We start from the raw sequence: 16522 nt of genomic DNA on the forward strand, positions 1-16522 counted from the left end.
TACACGAATGGGGTGCGGCGAATTCGACAGTCTGATCGCGTCCGATCTGACTGCATCCGATCGCTACAGTCCTTTGACGAGACCTCCGTCGATCATGAAGTCCGATCCGTTGACGTTTCCCGCACGGTTGCTCGCCAGCAGAACCACCAGGTCGGCGACCTCTTCAGGCCTCGTGAAGCGGCCAGTGGTGAAGCCTCCCTGGGCCGCGACAGTGTTCGCTTTCGCGGTCTCGAAATCTGTGCCTGTTGCAGCAGCGATGGTTGCGGCCACTCCATGGTCGCCCAGCCAGAGCGGAGTCTCCACCGGACCCGGACTGACCGTGTTGAAGCGGAGTCCCTGCGGGCCATACTCCTTCGAGAGTGATTTGGACACGTTCCACAGAGCCGCCTTTGCTGCCGAGTAGTCGAGGACTCCGGGGTCGGGGAGGTAAGCATTGACGGATGCGATGGTCACCACGTTTCCGCCGCCGCGTTCCAGAAGCAGCGGGATCGCGGCGCGTGTGGTGCGGATTGCGGCGAGCAGGCTCAGGTTGAGGGTCGAGAGCCAGTCCTCGTCGCTGATCGACAGGAATCCATCGATTCGAGGGCTGAGGGCTCCGACGTTGTTGACCACGATGTCAAGACCACCGAAGTGAGCGCTGCGCGCGATGAGCTCGGACGGCCCGTTCGGCGTGGAGAGGTCGACGGGAACTGCTAAGACCTTCGAGGTCGCCTCCAAGTCGGCGAGTTCGCCTCCGATGTCGCGCGCTCCGGCGACCACCGAAGCGCCCTCGTCGACGAGCGCGCGTGTGATCGCCAGGCCGATACCCTTGCTCGCCCCCGTGACGACCGCGACTTTTCCTGTCAGGTTGAGATCCATGGGGCCGACGGTATGTGGCGGGCCGTAGCAGTGTCAAGGACCCGCGAGCCGGTTGAGGCAAGCAGTCTGTGTTGGTTGCCGAAAGCCCCGATCAGAGCGGGATCGTCCTCTCCTCCACAATTGCGGTCATGGTTCAGTTATCCACAGGTAAAAGCCAGGTCAGGGCCTGTTTATTAACAACTTCGAATGTCGGTGGCTGCTGGTTGGGTTGAGTCATGACCTTCCCACCGCACGCTGACCTCGACCGGCTCGCCGCTGCCGTCGAGGCGCTGCGCGCCCTCGAGGCCGGTATCGGCGCGGGCGCGGGTGGCGGCGTTGACGCGGGTGCCAGCGCGGTTGCCGGTGTAGGGCCGGATGCGGGTGCGGTCGCCGGCGCCAGGGCGGATGCGAGTGCGGTTGATTCGGCTTCCCTTGCTGGTCCGGTGCTGACCGGTGCACAGGAGATGGTGCGGTCGTTGGCTGTCCTGGGTGCGGTGCGGGCGGCGGTGGACGCTGTGGCCGTGCACAGGATCGCGGTCCTCGAACGGGAGCGTTCCCTGGATTGGGATGCCGATCCGGTGCAGGCGGCCGGGCACCCGAGTGTCGAGTCGTTGCTGGCCGAACTGTGGAAGACACCCCTGCCCGCTGCCCGGCAGTTATGTGGAGTAGCCCGGGCGACAGCACCCCGGCACACCCTGCAGGGTGAGGAACTGCCGGCGGAGTTCCCCGATCTCGCCCAGGCGCTGCTCGGCAATGGTGCTGGCTCGGAGCACGGAGACGACCCGGTCAGCGGTGACGCCGCGAACCTTGGCGATGACGCCAGGGACGTTGCCGATGGACTGCGTCCGCGGGTGTCGGTGGAGCAAGCGGGAGCGATCATCCGGGAACTGGTCAAGACCGGGCCCGGCTGCGGCCTGGACGATCGGGCGATGGGCGAACGGGTGCTGATCGAGCATGCGCCCGGGTTGACGGTGGAGCAGCTGGCCAAGCTGGCGGTGCAGGTGCGGGAGCGGCTCGATCAGGACGGCACCGAACCGCGCGAACAGATGCAGCGCCGCCGCCGGTCGTTGACGATCAGCGTCACTCGGGACGGGATGACCCACATCAACTGGTACCTCGACGCCGAGTCCGCCGGGCATGTGCTTCCACAGCTCACCGCATACGTCAGCCAGGACTACCGGGCCAGTCGCGATAAACCCGGGTCCGGTGTCAGCCGACCACCGTCAAACGCCGGTTCGGCCGGCGGGGTCCGGTTCCAGCTCGCGAGCCGGACCGAAGCAGCCGAAGGCCGATCAGCCGCGGGCGGAGCCGACGCTGGCGGACCAGCCGCGGGCGGACCAGCCGCGGGCGGAGCCGACGCTGGCGGACCAGCCGCGGGCGGAGCCGACGCGGGCGGATCTTCTGCGAGCAGAGCGGCCGAGGGCGGATCTGCCGGGTGCGGATCTGCTGCAGGCGGAGCAGCCGAGGGCGGAGCCCACGCGGACGGAGCCAACGCGGGCGGAGCAGACGCGGGCGGACCAGCCACCGACGGATCGGCCGACCCGTCGCCGATCATGCCCGAGTCGCGCACCCTGGCACAGCTCCGGTCGGATGGGGCGGTCGACGCCTTCCGGCACCTGGCCGGCTGCAGCAGCCCGGCGACCCGGCCGCCGGTGACGATGATCGTCCGGGTCGGGTTGGATGACCTGCGCAGCGGGGACGGCACCGCCCATATCGACGAAACCCTCACCCCGGTCAGCGCCGGCACCGCCCGTCGCCTCGCCGCCGACGCCCAACTGATCCCGATGGTCCTCGGCGGAAACAGTGAAGTCCTCGACCTGGGCCGCAGCAAACGGCTGTTCACCCCGGCACAGAAACTTGCTCTCGCCGAACGCGACGACGGCTGCGCCTGGACCGGCTGCCCCCACCCACCCTCCTACGCGCAAGCGCACCACATCCGCTGGTGGGACCGCGATACCGGCCCGACCGACCTGGACAACGGGATCCTGTTGTGTTCGCAGCATCATCATCGGGTGCACGACGACGGCTGGGACATTCACATCCGGGACAACACCCCCTGGTTCACCCCACCCGCCCACCACGACCCAACCCGGACACCGCGCCGAGGCGGACGACTCCGCCTCCCGGGCTCAGCACCATAGTGAGCCCACTCACGACCGGACCGGAGAACCCAGCAGCAGCAGCAGCATGCGTCGCACCTGACAGAAACGATAATGAACGGACCCGAAATCCCACCGCGCCCTTTCGCCCACGGGTGCCCGCTTCTAGACTGGCGACCAGTGCAGGCCCGACGTCGCGGTTGTCCGCGACTACCCGGCTCGAACCGGCGCTCGACCTAGAGGGGGACGCTCGCATGGAGTACAAAGACATCCCGACCAGAGCCGACATCGAAAGAATTGCGGCGATCCGAGAACCCGGAAGCGTGTCGATCTACCTTCGCTCGGGGCCCCTTCCTGCCGACGCGGACGTCGCCCGAATCGAACTGAAAAACCATCTTGCACAAGCGATCCGCGACCTGGAAGCCCTCAAGATACCCAAGGCGCAGATCGGCGCGATCGCCGCTGAAGGTGAGGTGATCGTCGAGAACCGGGATTTCTGGCGCTACCAGTCCCGCAGCCTGGCGGTGTTCCTTAACGGAGACTTGAGCGAGACCTTCCGCCTTCCCAACCGGCTCTCGTCGTCGTGCGATGTCTCCGACCGGTTCTACATCAAACCGCTCCTTCGAACGGTGACGTTCCCGCAATCGGCATACATCCTCGCACTCGCACAGAACTCGGTCCGCCTTGTGAAGATCTCGCCGGAAGCACCCGCGGAGGTCGTCGAGGTTGCCGGGCTGCCGCACGACCTGACGAGCTTCGTGGGACGGACCACGATCGACGACCGCAGCTCTGCAGGCCGTGTACGTGGGTCCGAGGGGCAGAAAGTGCGGATGCTCGAATACTCCCAGGCGATCGATCGCGCTCTGCGCCCGATGTTCGCGAACTCGACCGAACCGCTCATCGTTGCAGCGGCAGAACCGCTCCTCGGCATCTATCGCGGAGTCTGCGACTACCCGCGCCTGGTCGAGACGGCGATCACGGGAAACCCGGAAGAGCGAAGTGAAGAAGAACTGGCTGCCTCCGCGAGGGGAATCCTCGACGAGGTGTACGCGGCGAAGACGGCAGAGCTCAAAGACGACTTCGAGGCGCGAATGGCCGCAGGCACGGCGACCGGCGACCTGAGCGACATCGCGCGAGCAGCCACCTACGGTGCAATCGAGACTCTGGTCTTCGACATCGACCGCCGTGTCCCTGGAACGATCGACGACGAGACGGGTGTGATCACGTTCGCTGATGACGACGAAGACGAGACGTCGAACTACGGCGTGATCGACGAGATCCTGCGACGGTCACTGACGTCGAAGGCGAAAGTGTTCGCGGTGCGCGCAGAAGATGTGCCAGGCGGGGGTGCATCGGCGGCTGCGGTCAGGTTCCCGATCTGACGCCGGCTGCGCAACCCCGACCCGCGTGCGCAACCCTGACCCGGCTGCACAACCCGACCGGCTTCGCGTGCCCGACACGGGCAGCGCATCCGCTCACGCCTTCTCGACGCGGTCCGCACTCTTCGTGGTGAATCCGCGCCGTGAAGCCGACCCACCACTGACCGTCGCAACCACGACAGTGACCAGCGCACCCACGATCACAGCGCCCGCCTCCGCAGAAGACAGCATTCCTGTTTGCGTACCGACCGTCACGGCCGCGACCGGCACCCCCAGCTGCGCTCCGGACAGAAGCCCGAGCGATACGGGCTGACCCACCAGCCGCGTCGCCAGGTGAGCGATCAGTGCGCCGCCACCGAGCACGAAACCGAGCAGCATGAAACGCGGCTCCGCCCACAGCCCCGTCAGATCGAGCGAGGCACCGAGCCAGACGAAGAAGAGCGGCCCGAGGAACCCTTCGGTGATGGCGAAGACCTGACGCGCGAGCCTGCGCGGCACTCCGACCCCGGCAATGACCAGACCGAGGGCGAAACCGGCGAGCATCACCGAGATGCCGGCAAACACGGCAAGAGCGGCGAGGGCGAACAGGATGATCAGGTCGATCCGCAGCTCGAGCGCGAACTCGCGCTGCTCGGAGACCTTGTGCATGCGGTGACGCAGTCCGGACTGTTCCGCAGCGTTCAAGACGAAGAAGAGCGCGACGGAACACACGATCACAACCAGCGAACCGACAGCGGCCCGTCCGGCATGTGCGGGATCCACCACGAGCGGAACGGCGACGATACAGGCGACATCTGCGATGGCGACCTGCGCGGTCATCTGAAGCACGCGACGTCCGCCGAGACCGAGTCCTCCGATGATCGGCAGGATCAGAGCCGCCGACGACGAAGCCATGAGGACGGCATAGAGCGGCGCATGAGAGTTCCCGAATGCTGTCGCGACGAGAACGCCGATAGCTGTCGAGATTCCGGCCACGACGACGAGACGGATGAGACCTGCGCCGACGGCGGAGCGCACAGCAGCATCCCGCACCGGAACCCGAGAACCGGCCACGAACATGACCAGCGCGAAACCGAGTTCGGCAAGGAACGAGAGGATCGGGTCGTGTGCATCCACGATATGCAGACCGGTGGCACCGAGAAGGATGCCCACGAACAGTTCGCCGACGACGATGGGAATGTGCCAGCTCTTCTTCAGCGCCAGAAGGGGTCCGGCGAGCGCGGCGACCGAGACGATCGCGAGCGTGACGAAGGTCATCGCTCGAGCGACGCGTCGAGCACGTCGATCAGTGTTTCCTGCAGGAACGCCAACCAGTCGAAGAGAGCCCGCAGCAGCGCGGTCTCGTCATCGTGGATATCGCCCTCGTCGCCATCCTGGACGATGCCGAGTCTGGCTCCGAGCACGAGACGGATGTCGGTGATGGTGCGCAGCCAGGCCAGAGATGCGGCCTCGTCGAGACGGACGACGATCGGATCGCTCCCGTCAGAACCGGCGAGCATCTCGACGACGATGCGAGCGTTCAGGATTTTGCGCTGAGCGAGTCCGTCGGTGGTGAACCGGCGGAATTCGGCGGATGCGGCAGGGTCGTCCGGATACGCGTCAGGCAGCAACCGGATGACCGCGGGATCGGTGGGCGCAACGTCGCTGTGGCGTGCACGGTCGACCAGTTCGGCACTCTCCCCGGCCAGCTGAACCAGGAGGGCGGCTTCTTCCGGCGCGAAGGATGCGACCGCGCATCCGCCGGCGTCCGCATGGAATCCGTTCATAGATCCGCCTTCGTCAACGTCGCCCACAGTCCGTAATCGTGCATGGCTTCGACGTGGCGTTCCATCTCCTCGCGGGGGCCGGTCGAGACGACAGCCCGACCTTCGTTGTGCACGAGAAGCATGAGCCTTTCGGCTTCCGCACGCGCGAACCCGAAATAGGTCTGGAAGACGTAGGTGACATACGACATCAGGTTGACGGGGTCGTTCCAGACGATGGTGACCCAGGGGGAACCGAGTTCGGTCACGCTGTCCGTGACGATGTCCTCCCGGGTTCCCGGGGCGATCGTCGCGGCCGAAGCAGAGGTCATCCCTGCATCATCCCATTTCAGGACCGTTCGGCGGTCGATATCGCATCCGCGGCGCGCACGAGTGCGAGGTGGGTCAGCGCCTGCGGCGTGTTGCCCGCCTGGGATCGGCCTTCGACGTCGTATTCCTCGCTGAGCATGCCCACGTCGTTCGCGAACCCGAGCAGCCGGTCCATCAGCGCACGCGCGTCGACGACCCGACCCGAGTTCGCGTACTGCTCGACCAGCCAGAAGGAGCATGCGAGGAACGGATGCTCACCCGGGGTGAGCCCGTCGACACCGCTCTCGGTGCGGTAGCGAAGGGGGAGACCGCTGCGCAGGAGATCCCTTTCGATCGCGGCGACTGTGCCGAGCATCCGCGGGTCGTCGTAGTCGCAGTAGCCCACCTGGGCGAGTTGCAGAAGCGATGCGTCGACGTCGCGCGAACCGAAGAACTGGACGTAGGTGTGACGCAGCCTGTCGTATCCGTTCGCTTCGATATCGGCTCTCACCTCGTCCCGTAGTTTGCGCCACCGCTTGACCGGACCGTCGAGTCCGTATTCGTCGACGGCTGAGATTGCGCGATCGAACGCTGCCCAGACCATGACGCGCGAATGCGTGAAGTGACGCGGTTCCCCACGGATCTCCCAGATCCCGTGATCCGGCCGCCGCCAGTGCTCTTCGAGGTAGCCGAGCAGAGCTCGCTGCAACGCCCAGGAGAACCGGGTCTCCTCGACGCCGCTGCGGCGTCCTTTGTCGAGGGCGAGCATGACTTCGCCGATCACGTCCGCCTGGAACTGGGAGGAGGCGGCGTTCCCGATCCGAACGGGAGACGCGCCCTGGTAGCCGGGCAGGGAGGTCAGGATGCGTTCGTCGAGGTTGCGTTCGCCGGAGAGCCCGTACATGATCTGCACGTCGGCCGGGTCTCCCGCGACGGCGCGCAGGAGCCAGTCCCGCCAGTGATCGATGAAGTCGCTGTAACCGTGCGCGAGCAGTACGGAGATGGTGAGGGACGCATCCCTCAGCCAGACGTAGCGGTAGTCCCAGTTGCGGTCGCCGCCGAAGCTCTCCGGCAGCGAGGTGGTCACCGCAGCGACGATGCCGCCGGTGCGCAGGTGGGTGAGCGCACGAAGAATGAGAAGTGAGCGCACGACTTCTTTGCGGTACGGACCGTCGTGACTGCATCCCGCAGCCCAGTCCATCCACCAGGTGCGAGCCTGCTCGAGTGCGCCTTCGACGTCCGGGGGAGGCGGGGTCGATTTGTACGACTTGAACCAGGTCAGGCTGAGGTCGACGACGTGCCCGGCTTTGACATCGAACTGGCCGATGTGGCTGCGACCGGATGCTTTGAGTGTGGCGCCGCGGACGACGAGTGCGTCCGGACCGGAAACGGCGATCAGGGCACTCGGATGCTCGGAGGTCTCCTGGCGGACCCAGGGCACGGCTGTGGCGTAGCCGAGCCGGATTCGGAGATCCTGGCGCATCCTGACGGTTCCGCTGACGCCACGCACACGCCGCAGCAGATCGGCCCGATGGTCGCCGTACGGCATGAAGTCCGTGACCTCGACTTCGCCATCAGCGGTGCGCCAGCGGGTGATCAGGATCATCGTGTCGCCCTCGTAATGCCGGGTCGATCGGGCGGTCGCGTCGACAGGCGCGACAAGCCAGCGCCCGTGCTCCTCCGAGCCGAGAAGTGCCCCGAACATCGAGGGCGAGTCGAAGCGTGGGAGGCACAGCCAGTCGATGCTGCCGTCGCGCCCGACCAGTGCTCCGGTATAGCAATCGCTGATCAGGGCGTAATCCTCGATGGGGAGGGACATATCTTCAGTATGGCCGTACTGTGAAAGGCATGACCCAGTCTGTGACGACTCTTCTGATTCTGGGGGCGAGCGGAGACCTTACGTCCAGACTCCTCCTTCCGGCACTGGGGCAGCTGCTCACGAACGAGCCCGACCGGCGCCTGAAGCTGGTGGGCGCGGGGAGCGAGGACTGGACGGATGTGCATTGGCGGCACGTGGTGCGCATGTCGTTCTCGACGATGAAGGCGAAGGGTGCCGCAGTCGACGACCTGCTCGAGAACACGCGATACCTGAGCGCGGATGTGACGGAGGCGGACGATCTGGCTCGCCTTCTCGACGCTTGCGAGGGGACCCCGGCGATCTATTTCGCCCTGCCCCCGGCGATCGCAGCTGCCGCCTGCCGTGCGCTCGAGAAGGTCGAGCTGCCTCCGAAGACGGCACTTGCGCTGGAGAAGCCGTTCGGCACAGATCGTCGTTCAGCGATCGCTCTGAACACTGAACTCGCAAAACTCGTTCCCGAGGACCAGGTGCATCGGGTCGACCACTTCCTGGGCAATTCGACGGTCTACAACCTGCTCGGGCTGCGCTTCGCGAACCGGATCTTCGAACCGTTGTGGAACTCGGATCACATCGCGCGAGTGGATGTGATCTACGACGAGACGCTGGCACTCGAGGGCCGCGCCCGCTACTACGACAAGGCGGGCGCACTGACCGACATGATCCAGAGCCACCTGTTGCAGGTGCTCGCCGTTCTCGCGATGGAACCGCCGTCGACGCTCGAGCCACTGGATCTGAGGGATGCGAAGGGCGCTGTACTCCGGGCGACCCGCGTTTGGAACGACAGCCCGCTCGAGTCGAGCCGGCGAGCCAGGTACATGGCGGGGACGGTCGGGTCTGAGAAGGTTCCGGCCTACGTCGACGAGCAGGGGGTGGATCCCACCCGAAACATCGAGACACTCGCGGAGGCGACGTTCCAGATCGACACGTGGCGCTGGGCCGGCGTGCCTTTCACCTTGCGATCAGGAAAAGCCCTGGGGGAACGCAGACGCGAGATCGTGGTGACGTTCCGTCCGGCGCCGCACGTGCCGAAGGGTCTCCGCGGAACGCACGAGCCGACGAAGCTGCGCATCATGCTCGCACCGGACGGAATGACCCTCGAGCTGAACGTCAACGGCCCGGGGGATCCGCACGAGATCGACCGCGCTTCGCTGACCGCTGAGTTCGGTCCGGGCCAGCTTCTGGCGTACGGAGAGGTGCTCGCGGGTGTGCTCGACGGCGATCCGTCGCTGTCGGTCCGCGGCGACACTGCGGTCGAGTGCTGGCGGATCGTCGCACCCGTGCTGAAGGAATGGGCCGAGGACAAGGTTCCGCTGGACGGTTACCGCGCAGGTTCGAAGGGCCCGTCGGGCTGGCCGCCGATCGGGTGAGCGCGCCGGCCCGCTGCGAGCGGCGGGCGACTGTATGCGCCGGGGTTAAGCCGCAGTGCGCTCGATGATGGCCGGGATCTCCCCGGTCACAGGCCTGCGCAGGTCTGTCCACACCGTGATCGGTGCGGGCTCCCAGCCGAACGCTGCGGGCTCGTCATGCTGAAGGTCTGAGACGGGCTCCTCGGCGACGTGAAGTCCGGGCTCGACAGCCTCGACCGTTTCACCGGTCTCGAGCTTGCGCTTCGCATCCATGATCGCCGCGGTGATGCCGACGGCGACGGAGCGCGCGAGGATGTTGTGGAAGATGGCATCGGTGTCGGCGTCGGCGCGACGGCTCACCGTCCATTCGCCGTGCTCGCCGACGAAGTCCGCCAGTTTCTGGTGCACGAGCTCGAGGATCTGCTCCTCACTCAACTGCGGAATCGGGGCAGCCGAGACTGCAGCGACATGACGTCTGCGACCGAACATCGCGGAACCCCTTCCAGGAGAGCAAACCAACTGGTATAAGTGTCCCCGAATCCCCTCGCGACCTCCGGCGGACACGCCGCGTGTCTCGTCACGGATTCTGGTTGATCTGCGCTACTTTGCAGACCCCGCGGATGCGTGCGCGTCTACTCGGCTTCGTCGTCGAGTTCGCGCGATTCCTCGATGACCGTTCCGATTGCGATCGCGAGCGAGATCGCGGAACTGATCCAGAGGAGGATGACCTTCCAGTCGCGCGCTCCCTCTTTCGTGCGGCGCACGGTCGTCCAGATGCCGAGCGCCGCGCTGAGCACGGCCCCGTTGAAGATGTACTTGCGCATTCGGCCCTCTCCGTTCGCACCAACGCTAGTCGCAGTGGACCGCGGGGTACAGTGTCCGACATCCGCTCCTTTCTGCTGGAGCGCGCGTGCGGGAGGCCCGGTGGCAACAGCGATCGTCGGTGGAGTCCTGCTCTTCCTCGGGATCGACGCGATCGTGTTCGGTATCGTCCCCGTGAGCGAGGTCGCGGTGCTCTGGGCTCGGGTGTGGCCCATCCTGCTGTTCGTCATCGCGATCACCGTCGTCACCGAGCTGGCAGCGCGTGCCGGCCTCTTTCGTGCTCTCGCGGAGCAGGCTGCGCGATGGGGGCGCGGGCGGGCCTGGCTCCTCTGGCTTCTAGCCGTCGCCTTCGCGACCGCGAGCACGATCTTTCTGTCGCTGGACACGACGGCTGTGCTGCTCACCCCGGTCGTGGTGGTTCTTGCGCGCCACGTCGGCCTGAGTCCGCTCCCGTTCGCGCTGACGACGGTGTGGCTGGCGAACACCGCGTCGCTTCTGCTGCCCGTGTCGAACCTGACGAATCTGCTTGCGCAGCACGCGATGGGCAACCCGTCACCGATCGAGTTCGCTGCCCTGACCGCCGCGCCCGCGATCGTCGCGATACTGGTGCCGACCGTCGTCGTGTTCGTGGTGACCCGTCGCTTCCTGTTCCAGACCTATCAACCGGATGCGCGGGAACCGATCGAGGACGCGGTGTTGTTCTGGGTCTCCGCGGCGGTGGTCGCCGCGCTCATCCCCGCGCTGGTGTCGGGTATCCCCGTCTGGATTCCGGCGTCGGCGGGGGCGGTGATCCTGCTGGCGGTCTTCCTGGTCCGTCGACGGTCGGCGATCCGGTTCTCGATCCTGCCGTGGCAGCTGGTCACGCTCGCGTCAGGATTGTTCCTGTTCATCGGAGTGCTGCAGTCCGTCGGCCTGAGCGCTGCACTGACCACGGTGTCCGGCAGCGGTGAGTCCCCCCTCGAGCTGCTCCGGGTCTCGGTCACGGGGATGCTCGCGGCGAACGTCCTCGACAATCTTCCCGCGTACCTCGTACTCGAGCCGGTGGCCGGGTCGCCGGTCCGTCTGGTCGCGTTACTGATCGGCGTCAACGCCGGGCCGCTGATCACGCCGTGGGCGTCGCTGGCCACCCTGCTGTGGCATCAGCGGCTCTCCACACTCGATGTTCAGATCCGCTGGGGTCGTTACATTGTGCTCGGCCTGGTGGTGGCGCCGCTGACGGTCGTGCTGGCGACCCTCGCCCTCGCCCTGACCGTCTAGGTCGACCGCGGGCTCGGGCCGGCCGCGTCTAGACCTGGTCGAGTGCGGCGAGCTGGGTCACCCGCACGGTCCGTCTGCGCGCGACCGCGGCCACGGCCATCCCGAGACCGAGCACCCCCCAGAGGACGAGCGCTCCGACACCGCGCCAGGCTCCCGAGGTGCCGTCGATGACGCCCTGCATGGCAGTGATCGCGGCGGACGTGGGAAGCCACGTGACCGAGGCGTCGAAGAAGCCGGGCACGGTCGAGATGATCCCGGAGGCGAGCGTGATGACGACGACGAGCATCGAGATGAAACGGCCGATCCCGCCGAGCAGGGCGGTGAGGCCCTGGTTGATCGCGGCGAAGGCGATCCCGGTGAGGGCGGCGACACCAGCGAAGGCGAACCACTGACCGACATCGAGCTGGAGCGCGATCTGCATGATCCCGGCGACCAGGAGTCCCTGGACGATTCCGATCCCGGCAGCCGGCAGAAAACCGCCCAGCGCGATCCGCGTGGAGGACCGCGTCGTCAGCAGGGCGCGAGCCGACACCGCCTGGAGGACGAGGAAGGTCGCAAGGGCTCCCAGCCACAGGGCGACGACTGCGAAGAGGGGGATGCTCGAGGTGCCGAACAGGTCACCGGTCCCGGACTTCGACGCCACGGGTTGCGCGACGACGGTCGCGAGATTGGTCCGGTCGCTCGACGAGTAGGTCGGCATCTTCGACGCCGCGGTGGTGAGACCGGTGGCGAGGGATGCGGCCCCCGCACTGGTCTTGTCGGCACCGCCCGCGAGCGCTGTGACGCCGTCGCTGAGCTTGACGGCGCCGCTCGCGAGCGAGTCGGCTCCGGATGCCGTCTGCGAGACACCACTGGCGAGCTGCGACGCACCGGATGCGCTCTGCGCGATTCCGGAGCTGAGCGCGGGCATCCCGCCGGCGAACGCGTGAGCGCCGTCAGCGACCTTCTGGGCCGACGGAGCCAGGCCGGGTGTGCCGGCCGATCCCGTGTTGACCGAAGCGGCTACGCTGTCGAGGCTGCCGCACAAGAGAGCGTCTCCGCCGTGCGCGGCGCACATCTGCGCAAGGTCGGTGAGCGAGGCCCCGAGCTTCTTCGTGCCGTCGGCGATGCCCTGCGTACTGGTGGCGAGCTGCGACGCCTGCGCAGGGAGCCGGGAGGTGTTCGCCTGGAGTTGCACCAGCCCGCCGGCGAGCCCGGAAGTCGCACCGGACAGGTTCTGGAGGCCCGCGCTCATGGTCGAGACACCGCCGGCGAGCGAGGCGGATGCGGATGCGAGCGAATGTGTACCGCTCGCGAGGGTCGAGACACCGGATGCGAGCGAGCCCGCACCATCCGCCGCCTTGGACAGCTGGTCGTGGACCGTGTTGAACCCGACGTACACGTTCTCGAGATAGGTCGCGGTGAGCTGCTTGTTGAGCACGGACGTGGCGGTGGTGGTCACGGCCTGGCTGATCGCGGAGTCCACCAGTTTCGATTTCGTGCTGGTCTGCACGTCGATCGTCGCCTGGCGGGCGTCGCCTGCCGCGCGCGCGTACGAGGTCGCGGCCTTCGAGAAGCCTTTCGGGATGGTGACGACGGTGACGTAACTTCCGTTCGCGAGCCCTGCCGCCGCATCCTTCTGGTCGGTGAGGACCCAGCTGTAGTTCTCCGTGTTCGTGCTGTCGACGAGTCCTGCGGAGAGCTCGCGGCCGAGCGGAACGAGCTGGCCGCTCATCTTCACCGGCTGGTCGAGGTTGACGACAGCCGCCTTCACGTCGCCGAGACGCTCGGTGGGGTTCCACAGCGCCCAGACGAGCAGACCGCCGATCGCCAGGGGGACGAGCAGGATGCCGACCACGGTGAGCCAGGTGACCCGCTTGCTGCTGCGGGCGCGTTCGATGGTGAAGAACGACATGGTCAGGCGTTCGCTTTCTGTGGGATGCGGTCGGCGGTATGGCGGGGCGCATCGGTCCGGCCTGCACCGTGGCCCGCGCTGTGCGCCCCGTCCAGGTCGCCGCTGGAACGATCGAGCGTGATGGACTCGGTGTCCGAGTCGGTCGGCAGGACGTCGTCGACGGCGCTGAGATCGGCTGCGCTGACGACGAGGGCGAACGGCCGGCCCTCGATGCGGGCGCGCGAGAATGCATCGCTCAGCTCGAAGCGGAGGCCTCGACGGTCGGCCGGGTCGTCCACGCGGTCGATGTCATCGATGGCGAGGAGTTGCGGGGCGCCCTGGAGTGCCTGGCGGACATCGTCAACCGGGGTCGTGCTGACGGCGAGCCGTGCGACCGCGACGCGCGAACGCACTGCGGAGCGTCTCGTCGGAAGGGCGAAACCGGCGACTTTGAGCTTGCCGCTGTCGGAGGCCATGCGACCCGCGATGGTGAGGAGCAGAGCCGACTTGCCGGAGTGGTGACCTCCGCCTACGACCAGGACGTCGCCGTCGTCCACGCGGAACGAGACACCCGAATAGACGGGCTCGTCGCGGCGGGAGAGACGGAGCCCTTCGGCTGCGGCGAGTGCGGTCGAACCGGGTTCGGGCCAGTCGGCGAGTTCGATCTCTTTCTGCAGGCCGTCTCCCTCGATGTCGAACGAGGGGAGCACTCTGTCGAGCCAGCGCGGCATCCACCACGCTTTGTCTCCGAGGAGCTTGAGCACGGCGGGCACCAGCGTCATCCGAACGATGAAGGCGTCGACGAAGACACCGACCGCCAGGCCCAGCGCGATGGGTTTGATCGAGGTGTCGCCTTCGGGTACGAACGCGGCGAAGACCGAGATCATGATGATCGCGGCGGCCGTGACGACCTTCGCGGACCCGACGAAGCCGCTCTCGACCGCGCGGCGCGCGTCGCCGCCGTGGACGTAGTCTTCGCGGATCCTGCTGACCAGGAAGACCTCGTAGTCCATCGCGAGGCCGAACAGGACACCCATCAGGATGATCGGCATGAAGCTGATGACAGGGCCTTCTTTGGCGACGTTGAGTACGTTGCCGAACCATCCCCATCCGAACACGGCGGCGACCGCGCCGAAGGCCGCGCCCACGGAGAGCAGGTAGCCGAGCGCAGCCTTGATCGGTACCGCGATCGACCGGAACACCATCGTCAGGAGCACGAGCGACAGGCCGACGACGAGGATTCCGAACGGGAGGAGCGCACCGCCGAGGCGGTCGGACACGTCGATCTGCACGGCCGTCGCACCGGTCACGGCGAGGTCGACGTGATAAGTGTCGAGGAAATGCTGGTGTTTCGCCCGGATATCCGCGACAAGCTGGGCAGTCGCCGGCGAGTCGGGTGCGGTCGTCGGGATGACCTGGATGATGCCGGTGTCCGCCGTTTGGTTCGGGGTGGCGACAGGCACGGCCGCGACACCGGGCATGGCGGCGATCTCGTCGCCGATCTTCGTCATCAGGCCCACCGGGTCGGTGCTCGACACGATCGAGCCGGTGACGATGAGGGGGCCGTTGTAGCCGGGTCCGAAGTGCTCGGAGACGAGATCGTAGGTCACGCGGGCGGGGTCGCCTGCGGCGTGCGAGCCTGCGTCGGGCAGGGCGAGTCGCAGCTGGGCCGCAGGGATGGCGGCGATTCCGAGTGCGACGACGACGGCCACTATCGTCACGATCGGGTACCGCGTGACCGCTCGAACCCAGCCGCGGAAGAATCCGGGTGGGATGTCGGCCTTGGCGGCGTGCGCGAGCGAGGTGCCCTGCGCGGATGCTGCGGGTGCCGCGGGTGCCGCATCCACCGTCGCGGGCGCTGCAGTGTCGGGCGAAGCCGTGGCAGCGCGAGCAGCTGCACGCTCGCGTCGCCGGGTGGCCCGGTATCCGGGCGTGATCCGTTTGCCGGCGAAGCCGACGAGCGCCGGCGTGAGGGTGAGCGAGATCAGCACGGCGATCGCCACGGCGACCGAAGCGGCGATACCCATTGTCGTCAGGAAGGGGATGCCCGCGACAGACAGTCCGACCAGCGCGATGATGACGGTGATGCCGGCGAAGAGCACCGCCGATCCTGCCGTCGCAACGGCCCTGGCGGTCGATTCCTCGGGGTCGACGCCCATCTTCAGCTGGCTCTGATGTCGCGAAATGATGAACAGCGAATAGTCGATCCCGACCGCAAGGCCCAGCATCAGGGCGAGCAGGGGAGTCGTCGACGAGATCGGCCCGAAGAGGGTCGCGATGAAGATCAGCGAGACGGACAGCAGGACGCCGAGGAGAGCGGTGAGCAGGGGCATTCCGGCGGCGATGAACGAGCCGAAGGTGAGGATCAGCACCACGAGTGCGACACCGACGCCGATGAGTTCCGTCGCGCTGATGGTGGGCAGGCTCTGGGAGAAGACCTGCCCGCCGACGGCGACCTGGGCGCCCGCGGGAAGCGCCGACTGGAGGTCGGCTCCGGCGGCTTTGACCGCGCTCTTCGTGTCGGCGCTGACGGTGCTCTGCTGGCCGGTGAGCTGAACGGTGATGACGGCCGCGGAGCCGTCGGAGGAGATCGTGTTCTTCACCTGTTCGCTGTACGGCGAGGTGACGCCGGCGACACCGTCGATCTCGCCGATCGACTTCACGGCGTCGGTGACGGGAGCCGTGATGTCGTCGGCTCGGACTGTGCTGCCCTCGGGTGCGACGACGACCACCTGGGCCGACGTGCCGCTGACCTGCGGGAAGTTGTGGCTGAGCGTGTCGAGCGCCCGCTGCGATTCTGTGCCGGGAATGCTGAACGAGTTGTCGGTGCCCTGGTTGAGCAGTATCGCGCCGCCGCCGAGGGCGACGAGAAGGACGAGCCAGAGGGAGACCACGAGCTTTCGGCTGCGGAACGCCCAGCGGCCGATCGAATAAAGCAGAGAGGACACGCGTTCTCCTACGCAGGAAGTAGTGTGAATTTCGATACAGCGACGTATCCGA

General features: G+C 66.9%; 13 protein-coding genes. 4 read left to right on the forward strand and 9 right to left on the reverse strand.

Annotated features, from left to right (window positions below; translation table 11 throughout):
• Window positions 1-63 precede the first annotated feature (63 nt).
• The gene (locus AAYO93_RS06480; RefSeq protein WP_345764179.1) at window positions 64-858 is read right to left on the reverse strand and encodes an oxidoreductase; all 795 of its coding nucleotides are present in this window, start codon (window positions 856-858) and stop codon (window positions 64-66) included.
• 215 nt (window positions 859-1073) lie between these two features.
• Here AAYO93_RS06480 and AAYO93_RS06485 point away from each other — a divergent pair, with 215 nt between their 5' ends.
• Window positions 1074-2978 (forward strand): DUF222 domain-containing protein, encoded by a 1905-nt coding sequence (locus AAYO93_RS06485; RefSeq protein WP_345764180.1) that lies wholly within the window; start codon window positions 1074-1076, stop codon window positions 2976-2978.
• Window positions 2979-3190: 212 nt separating this feature from the next.
• Window positions 3191-4318: a hypothetical protein gene (locus AAYO93_RS06490; protein ID WP_345764181.1), complete on the forward strand. Its 1128-nt coding sequence runs from the start codon at window positions 3191-3193 to the stop codon at window positions 4316-4318.
• A gap of 93 nt (window positions 4319-4411) precedes the next feature.
• On the opposite strand, the gene AAYO93_RS06495 is transcribed toward AAYO93_RS06490, so the two are convergent.
• From AAYO93_RS06495 to AAYO93_RS06510, 4 genes are read right to left on the reverse strand one after another with little or no spacing between them, the layout of a single operon-like run.
• Complete coding sequence (locus AAYO93_RS06495) at window positions 4412-5572, reverse strand: cation:proton antiporter (RefSeq protein ID WP_345764182.1); 1161 nt, start codon at window positions 5570-5572, stop codon at window positions 4412-4414.
• On the reverse strand, window positions 5569-6081 hold the full coding sequence (locus AAYO93_RS06500; protein ID WP_345764183.1) for a DUF2017 domain-containing protein: 513 nt from the start codon (window positions 6079-6081) through the stop codon (window positions 5569-5571). The genes AAYO93_RS06495 and AAYO93_RS06500 overlap by 4 nt, the downstream gene beginning before the upstream one ends.
• Window positions 6078-6389 (reverse strand): ATP-dependent Clp protease adapter ClpS, encoded by a 312-nt coding sequence (gene clpS / locus AAYO93_RS06505; protein WP_345764184.1) that lies wholly within the window; start codon window positions 6387-6389, stop codon window positions 6078-6080. Before clpS ends, AAYO93_RS06500 begins: the two co-directional genes overlap by 4 nt.
• A gap of 17 nt (window positions 6390-6406) precedes the next feature.
• Window positions 6407-8185, reverse strand: coding sequence for a glycoside hydrolase family 15 protein (locus tag AAYO93_RS06510; protein WP_345764185.1), 1779 nt, complete (start codon window positions 8183-8185; stop codon window positions 6407-6409).
• A 29-nt stretch (window positions 8186-8214) separates the two neighbouring features.
• Here AAYO93_RS06510 and AAYO93_RS06515 point away from each other — a divergent pair, with 29 nt between their 5' ends.
• The gene (locus AAYO93_RS06515; protein WP_345764186.1) at window positions 8215-9591 is read left to right on the forward strand and encodes a glucose-6-phosphate dehydrogenase; all 1377 of its coding nucleotides are present in this window, start codon (window positions 8215-8217) and stop codon (window positions 9589-9591) included.
• A gap of 45 nt (window positions 9592-9636) precedes the next feature.
• Here AAYO93_RS06515 and AAYO93_RS06520 read toward each other — a convergent pair whose 3' ends face one another.
• A complete protein-coding gene (locus tag AAYO93_RS06520) occupies window positions 9637-10059 on the reverse strand; it encodes a hypothetical protein (protein WP_345764187.1) in 423 nt (140 codons plus the stop codon).
• A gap of 143 nt (window positions 10060-10202) precedes the next feature.
• Window positions 10203-10394, reverse strand: a complete 192-nt coding sequence (locus AAYO93_RS06525) for a hypothetical protein (RefSeq protein WP_345764188.1) — start codon at window positions 10392-10394, stop codon at window positions 10203-10205.
• Window positions 10395-10494: 100 nt separating this feature from the next.
• Between AAYO93_RS06525 and AAYO93_RS06530 the strand changes: the two genes are divergently transcribed.
• Window positions 10495-11649, forward strand: a complete 1155-nt coding sequence (locus tag AAYO93_RS06530) for an SLC13 family permease (RefSeq protein WP_345764189.1) — start codon at window positions 10495-10497, stop codon at window positions 11647-11649.
• Window positions 11650-11677: 28 nt separating this feature from the next.
• Here AAYO93_RS06530 and AAYO93_RS06535 read toward each other — a convergent pair whose 3' ends face one another.
• Both AAYO93_RS06535 and AAYO93_RS06540 read right to left on the reverse strand, forming a co-directional pair.
• Window positions 11678-13543, reverse strand: coding sequence for a YhgE/Pip domain-containing protein (locus tag AAYO93_RS06535; protein WP_345764190.1), 1866 nt, complete (start codon window positions 13541-13543; stop codon window positions 11678-11680).
• A 2-nt stretch (window positions 13544-13545) separates the two neighbouring features.
• Window positions 13546-16470, reverse strand: coding sequence for an efflux RND transporter permease subunit (locus tag AAYO93_RS06540; RefSeq protein WP_345764191.1), 2925 nt, complete (start codon window positions 16468-16470; stop codon window positions 13546-13548).
• Window positions 16471-16522: the final 52 nt, after the last annotated feature.

Origin of the sequence: Diaminobutyricibacter sp. McL0608 (assembly GCF_039613825.1) — a bacterium.
In the GTDB taxonomy this organism is placed as follows: Bacteria; Actinomycetota; Actinomycetes; order Actinomycetales; family Microbacteriaceae; genus Diaminobutyricibacter.

Excerpts from the sequence above, each read along its gene's own strand:
- AAYO93_RS06480 (WP_345764179.1), bottom strand. The coding sequence starts at position 858 with ATGGATCTCAACCTGACAGGAAAAGTCGCGGTCGTCACGGGGGCGAGC.
- AAYO93_RS06485 (WP_345764180.1), top strand. The coding sequence starts at position 1,074 with ATGACCTTCCCACCGCACGCTGACCTCGACCGGCTCGCCGCTGCCGTC.
- AAYO93_RS06490 (WP_345764181.1), top strand. The coding sequence starts at position 3,191 with ATGGAGTACAAAGACATCCCGACCAGAGCCGACATCGAAAGAATTGCG.
- AAYO93_RS06495 (WP_345764182.1), bottom strand. The coding sequence starts at position 5,572 with ATGACCTTCGTCACGCTCGCGATCGTCTCGGTCGCCGCGCTCGCCGGA.
- AAYO93_RS06500 (WP_345764183.1), bottom strand. The coding sequence starts at position 6,081 with ATGAACGGATTCCATGCGGACGCCGGCGGATGCGCGGTCGCATCCTTC.
- clpS (WP_345764184.1), bottom strand. The coding sequence starts at position 6,389 with ATGACCTCTGCTTCGGCCGCGACGATCGCCCCGGGAACCCGGGAGGAC.
- AAYO93_RS06510 (WP_345764185.1), bottom strand. The coding sequence starts at position 8,185 with ATGTCCCTCCCCATCGAGGATTACGCCCTGATCAGCGATTGCTATACC.
- AAYO93_RS06515 (WP_345764186.1), top strand. The coding sequence starts at position 8,215 with ATGACCCAGTCTGTGACGACTCTTCTGATTCTGGGGGCGAGCGGAGAC.
- AAYO93_RS06520 (WP_345764187.1), bottom strand. The coding sequence starts at position 10,059 with ATGTTCGGTCGCAGACGTCATGTCGCTGCAGTCTCGGCTGCCCCGATT.
- AAYO93_RS06525 (WP_345764188.1), bottom strand. The coding sequence starts at position 10,394 with ATGCGCAAGTACATCTTCAACGGGGCCGTGCTCAGCGCGGCGCTCGGC.
- AAYO93_RS06535 (WP_345764190.1), bottom strand. The coding sequence starts at position 13,543 with ATGTCGTTCTTCACCATCGAACGCGCCCGCAGCAGCAAGCGGGTCACC.